This window comes from Massilia timonae CCUG 45783, from assembly GCF_000315425.1.
GTDB lineage: Bacteria > Pseudomonadota > Gammaproteobacteria > Burkholderiales > Burkholderiaceae_D > Telluria > Telluria timonae.
Window position 1 is genome coordinate 26,219 of sequence record NZ_JH992928.1, and the last position, 6,386, is coordinate 32,604.

At 53.8% G+C, this 6,386-nt stretch carries 2 protein-coding genes, 1 tRNA gene and 2 rRNA genes; 1 reads left to right on the forward strand and 4 read right to left on the reverse strand.

The annotated features are described in order from the left end of the window. Window positions 1-591 precede the first annotated feature (591 nt). On the forward strand, window positions 592-1,050 hold the full coding sequence (locus HMPREF9710_RS25945; RefSeq protein ID WP_040778550.1) for a MarR family winged helix-turn-helix transcriptional regulator: 459 nt from the start codon (window positions 592-594) through the stop codon (window positions 1,048-1,050). Window positions 1,051-1,073: 23 nt separating this feature from the next. On the opposite strand, the gene HMPREF9710_RS25950 is transcribed toward HMPREF9710_RS25945, so the two are convergent. From HMPREF9710_RS25950 to HMPREF9710_RS25965, 4 genes are all read right to left on the reverse strand, one after another. Then, window positions 1,074-2,651, reverse strand: coding sequence for a methyl-accepting chemotaxis protein (locus tag HMPREF9710_RS25950; RefSeq protein ID WP_040778551.1), 1,578 nt, complete (start codon window positions 2,649-2,651; stop codon window positions 1,074-1,076). Window positions 2,652-2,907: 256 nt separating this feature from the next. Further along, a 5S ribosomal RNA gene (rrf, locus tag HMPREF9710_RS25955) occupies window positions 2,908-3,020 on the reverse strand. A 153-nt stretch (window positions 3,021-3,173) separates the two neighbouring features. Continuing rightward, window positions 3,174-6,065 (reverse strand): 23S ribosomal RNA (locus tag HMPREF9710_RS25960). Window positions 6,066-6,302: 237 nt separating this feature from the next. Beyond that, window positions 6,303-6,378, reverse strand: a tRNA-Ala gene (locus tag HMPREF9710_RS25965). Window positions 6,379-6,386: the final 8 nt, after the last annotated feature.

Here is a 6,386-nt window from a genome sequence, read left to right on the forward strand (position 1 = left end):
TTAATACTTTGTGCGAACATTTGATATTTTAAGTATGCAGCTGAACAAGTCAGCTGGCACCTTCATCAAACGCCCACACTTATCGACTGTTAATTTTTAAAGAACTTTATTCGGTACTGCATCATCTGCTGTTTGCTTCGAATCGTTTTGTTCGTCAGCAGCAGAGGAAAGAGAGTATGAAGTGTTTTTCGTTTTTCGTCAACCCCTCATTTCGCTTCGTCTCAGATTTCTCTGCCGACCTTGCCATCGTAACCACTTGATTACGTTAACATTTTCGGTCAGTGCCGAAGCGGAGGCGAACTATAGCAAAGCCCTACCCGGTCGCGCAAGTACTCAGCAATAATATTGTTCTGCAGTGAGCACTCATGGCGATGGCGCCACACTGCGCAGCTGCTCGGCGCCCTGCAAGGACGAGGCGCCTCCGGCACTCGCGCCTGCTGCTGGTAATACAGGGGACTCATGATTGTCGTCCTCTCGCGCAGAGATGCAAAAAAGTACGTACTCGCACTCATTACAATGTAGAGGTGCTGGCATCTCGGATCTTGCGGACCATCGCTTGCAATTATCTAGTGTGCGACCTATATTGGAAACATGAATGCGAACACTTCCACCTCCCCTGCGACGCCCATGCTCGACGAGCAGCTGTGCTTCGCCTTGTACTCGACCTCCCTGGCGATGATGCGGGTCTACCGCGGTTTGTTGCCAAAGCTCGGGCTCACCTACCCGCAGTATCTCGTGATGATGGTGTTGTGGGAACAAGATCAGCTGACCGTGTCCGACATCGGCGAGCGCCTGTTCCTGGATTCCGCGACCTTGACACCTTTGCTCAAGCGTATGGAAGCCCAGGGACTGGTCCAGCGTAACCGCGCGCGCAGCGATGAACGCCAGGTGATCATCAGCCTGACCGAAGAGGGCAACACGTTGAGGAAAGAAGCCGCCAGCGTGATGCCGGCGGTATTGTGTGCGACCCAGTGCTCGGTCGATGAGGCGTCCGCTTTGCGCGACCAGTTGGTAAACCTGCGCAAGAGCCTGAACGACAGCGCCGACTGAGCGGCGCCTGATAGGTAGGAAAGTCAGCCCGCGATCCGCAGCGGGCTGCCCTCGGCGCCAATGCGGAACACGCGCACCGTGCGCAACAGCATCGCTGCCTGTTCCTTGAGTGCCGCGGCGGAAGCTGCGGCTTGCTCGACCAGCGCAGCGTTCTGCTGGGTTGCCTCGTCCATTTGACCCACCGCATGGTTCACTTGCTGGATACCGGCATGCTGGGCTTCGCTCGCGGTCGTAATCTCAGCGATGATGCCGCTGACTTCCTTCACGCTGGTCACGATGTCGTCCATCGTGGTGCCAGCCTGCTCCACCAGCTTCGAACCCGCATCGACCTTGGCGACCGATTCGCCGATCAATGCCGAGATCTCCTTGGCGGCAGTGGCCGAGCGCTGCGCCAGGTTGCGCACTTCGCTCGCGACCACGGCGAAGCCCCGTCCCTGCTCGCCGGCGCGCGCCGCTTCGACCGCAGCATTCAACGCCAGGATATTGGTCTGGAAGGCGATGGCGTCGATCACGCTGGTGATGTCCGATATCTTGCGGGCCGAGGCGTTGATATCCTGCATGGTATTGACCACGGCGGAGACGACGGTGCCGCCTTTGGCTGCGACTACGCTGGCCGATGCGGCGAGCGCGTTGGCGTGACGGGCATAGGCGGTGTTCTGTTCGACGACAGCGGTCAGCTCTTTCATCGAGTCCGCGGTGCGACCCAGTGAATTCGCCTGTTCCTCGGTGCGCATCGACAGATCGTCGTTGCCGGCGCTGATCTCACTGGAAGCGGTCGCGATCATGTCGGTGCCGCCGCGAACCTGGGCAACGATGTTTTGCAAACTGAGCTGCATTTCACGGATGGCATGCATGACGCTGGCCTCGTCGTTGGGGCGCACGGCGACGTCGACGGTGAGGTCGCCCGCGGCAATGGCCGACGCGATGCGATTGACTTCGACCGGCTCGCCGCCCAGCTGGCGCAGCAGGTGTGCCGTGATCGCGCTGCCGATCACCAGGCTCAGTGCGACCGCGGCAAGCGTGACCACGATGATCGTGGTCTTGGCGGAAGCGATCGACTCCTGCGCATGGGCCGTACCGGCTTCGACATGTTCCTGAACGGTGGTGATGACCCGATCGATATCGAGGACGTTTTGACGGCGCAATGGACTGCATTCATTGACGAGGAAGGCACCGTACTCGGCCATCTGCCCGGCATCGCGGTAACGGCGTGGGCGGTTCAGCTCTTGCGCCATCTGCAACAGTCCATCGCGCATCTTCGCGAAGTCGGCATTCCCCACGAACAGTGGCTCCAGGGCTTGCAGCTCGGCGAGATAACGGGCTTTCTGTTCGTCCAGGAGGTCGAGTTCACGCGTGGCGTCGGTGGCGTCCGGGAAAATGTAGGCATTGCGCGCGGCAAGACCGGTCTGGGCGAGCGATTCGCGCAACTCGTAGAGGCGCTCGAGCTGGTTAGTGCGCACTGTGTTTTGCGCGGTAAGCTCCTGACCGACATTGCCTAATTCACGCCACGCAAAGATGGCCAGGACGATGATCAGGATCCCGACCAGGCCAAACCCGAGGCCCAGCTTGGCCCGCGTGCTGAGTGCAGAAAGTGATCGCATAATATTCTTTTTAAAAGTGATGAGGCAAACGACGTCCCTGTCGGCTTGATATGCCAACAAGAACAAATAATTGGGTAACGAGGAATTATAGAAAACTATCTGCCGCGCACGATTGATTCTGGAAAGAAAGCAAAGTTATTTGTACGCAATGTGCTTTATGTCAAAGCGATTTGGTGCTTGAACAACAAGCGGTACATGGAATTCACAAAGCAAAAAACCCCACCAGGATCACCTGGTGGGGTTTTTCTTATAACTAGCCTGACGATAACCTACTTTCACACTGGTTGCAGCACTATCATCGGCGCAAAGTCGTTTCACGGTCCTGTTCGGGATGGGAAGGGGTGGGACCGACTTGCTATGGTCATCAGGCTTTGACTTGTCTGGCTACGCTTGAGTTACGCGTGGGCGGCACAGCCGCCCACCCTACGCTTTGTTCAGCGTGGCCATGAATCTGGAAGAAGTATTATTGGGTTGTAGCTTTGTATCGAGCAGTTGTACTCGACCTTGGACTACCAAGGTTATAGGGACAAGCCGTACGGGCAATTAGTACTGGTTAGCTTAATGCATTACTGCACTTCCACACCCAGCCTATCAACGTCCTGGTCTCGAACGACCCTTCAAGGAGCTCAAGGCTCCGGGAAATCTCATCTCAAGGCAAGTTTCCCGCTTAGATGCTTTCAGCGGTTATCTCTTCCGAACTTAGCTACCCGGCAATGCCACTGGCGTGACAACCGGTACACCAGAGGTTCGTCCACTCCGGTCCTCTCGTACTAGGAGCAGCCCCCTTCAAATTTCCAACGCCCACGGCAGATAGGGACCAAACTGTCTCACGACGTTTTAAACCCAGCTCACGTACCACTTTAAATGGCGAACAGCCATACCCTTGGGACCGGCTACAGCCCCAGGATGTGATGAGCCGACATCGAGGTGCCAAACTCCCCCGTCGATATGAACTCTTGGGAGGAATCAGCCTGTTATCCCCAGAGTACCTTTTATCCGTTGAGCGATGGCCCTTCCATACAGAACCACCGGATCACTATGTCCTACTTTCGTACCTGCTCGACTTGTCGGTCTCGCAGTTAAGCACGCTTATGCCATTGCACTATTAGCACGATGTCCGACCGTACCTAGCGTACCTTCGAACTCCTCCGTTACACTTTAGGAGGAGACCGCCCCAGTCAAACTGCCTACCATGCACTGTCCCCGATCCGGATAACGGACCAAGGTTAGAACCTCAAATGAACCAGGGTGGTATTTCAAGGATGGCTCCACGAGAACTGGCGTCCCCGCTTCAAAGCCTCCCACCTATCCTACACAGATTGATTCAAAGTCCAATGCAAAGCTACAGTAAAGGTTCATGGGGTCTTTCCGTCTAGCCGCGGGTAGATTGCATCATCACAAACATTTCAACTTCGCTGAGTCTCGGGAGGAGACAGTGTGGCCATCGTTACGCCATTCGTGCAGGTCGGAACTTACCCGACAAGGAATTTCGCTACCTTAGGACCGTTATAGTTACGGCCGCCGTTTACTGGGACTTCAATCAAGAGCTTGCACCCCATCATTTAATCTTCCAGCACCGGGCAGGCGTCACACCCTATACGTCCACTTTCGTGTTTGCAGAGTGCTGTGTTTTTATTAAACAGTCGCAGCCACCATTTTATTGCAACCCGTTCATCCTTCCACAGTAAAGTGGTCAAATTACTAGGGCGTACCTTATCCCGAAGTTACGGTACCAATTTGCCGAGTTCCTTCTCCCGAGTTCTCTCAAGCGCCTTAGAATACTCATCTCGCCCACCTGTGTCGGTTTGCGGTACGGTCTCGTATGACTGAAGCTTAGAGGCTTTTCTTGGAACCACTTCCGATTGATTCGTCGCACATGGCGACTCGTCTCAACCCCTTGAATTACGTGCCCGGATTTGCCTAAGCACCTTCTATGAGTCAAAAACTAACTATTCCAACAGCCAGACAACCTTCCGCGATCCGTCCCCCCATCGCATCATACGACGGTGCAGGAATATTAACCTGCTTCCCATCAGCTACGCATCTCTGCCTCGCCTTAGGGGCCGACTCACCCTGCTCCGATGAACGTTGAACAGGAAACCTTGGGCTTACGGCGTGCGGGCTTTTCACCCGCATTATCGCTACTCATGTCAGCATTCGCACTTCTGATACCTCCAGCATCCTTTACAAGACACCTTCGCAGGCTTACAGAACGCTCTCCTACCATATAGATCAAGTGATAAATCACGAGAAATATATCCGCAGCTTCGGTGACTGGCTTAGCCCCGTTACATCTTCCGCGCAGGACGACTCGATCAGTGAGCTATTACGCTTTCTTTAAATGGTGGCTGCTTCTAAGCCAACATCCTGACTGTTTTAGCCTTCCCACTTCGTTTTCCACTTAGCCAATCTTTGGGACCTTAGCTGGCGGTCTGGGTTGTTTCCCTCTTGACACCGGACGTTAGCACCCGATGTCTGTCTCCCAAGCTCGCACTCACCGGTATTCGGAGTTTGCAATGGTTTGGTAAGTCGCAATGACCCCCTAGCCATAACAGTGCTCTACCCCCGATGGTGATACTTGAGGCACTACCTAAATAGTTTTCGGAGAGAACCAGCTATTTCCAAGTTTGTTTAGCCTTTCACCCCTACCCACAGCTCATCCCCTAATTTTTCAACATTAGTGGGTTCGGACCTCCAGGGCGTGTTACCGCACCTTCATCCTGGCCATGGGTAGATCACTTGGTTTCGGGTCTACACCCAGCGACTGTCGCCCTATTCGGACTCGATTTCTCTACGGCTCCCCTATCCGGTTAACCTCGCCACTGAATGTAAGTCGCTGACCCATTATACAAAAGGTACGCAGTCACCCCACAAAGAGGCTCCGACTGTTTGTATGCACACGGTTTCAGGATCTATTTCACTCCCCTCCCGGGGTTCTTTTCGCCTTTCCCTCACGGTACTGGTTCACTATCGGTCGATTACGAGTATTTAGCCTTGGAGGATGGTCCCCCCATGTTCAGACAGGATTTCTCGTGTCCCGCCCTACTTGTCGTACGCTTAGTACCACCGGTCGAATTTCGCATACGGGGCTATCACCCACTATGGCGCCACTTTCCAGAGACTTCCACTATCAAACCGACTATCACATACAGGCTCATCCCATTTCGCTCGCCACTACTTTGGGAATCTCGGTTGATTTCTTTTCCTGCAGCTACTTAGATGTTTCAGTTCGCCGCGTTCGCTTTGCATACCTATGTATTCAGCATGCAATGACCTAAAAGGCCGGGTTTCCCCATTCGGAAATCTGCGGATCAAAGCTCGTTTGCTAGCTCCCCGCAGCTTATCGCAAGCTACTACGTCCTTCATCGCCTGTAATCGCCAAGGCATCCACCATGTGCACTTATTCACTTGTCCCTATAACGTTGGCCTCTTCATGAGTTAAAGAGATCGTCATAGATCAAGAGTACAACTATGTTTGCTTGATACAAATTACTACTACCCTAAGTGTGTTTTACTTGTCATTGCTGACTAGCTCAACACGCTTAAAAAACTTTACTTCTTCCAGATTGTTAAAGAACGAAAAAACAGTGATCGCTAAAAGATCAAACCTAAGCATCGTTTGCTTACGTTTGCACTTTCAAACCAGGTCAATGGTGGAGGATGACGGGATCGAACCGACGACCCCCTGCTTGCAAAGCAGGTGCTCTCCCAGCTGAGCTAATCCCCCATTAGGGT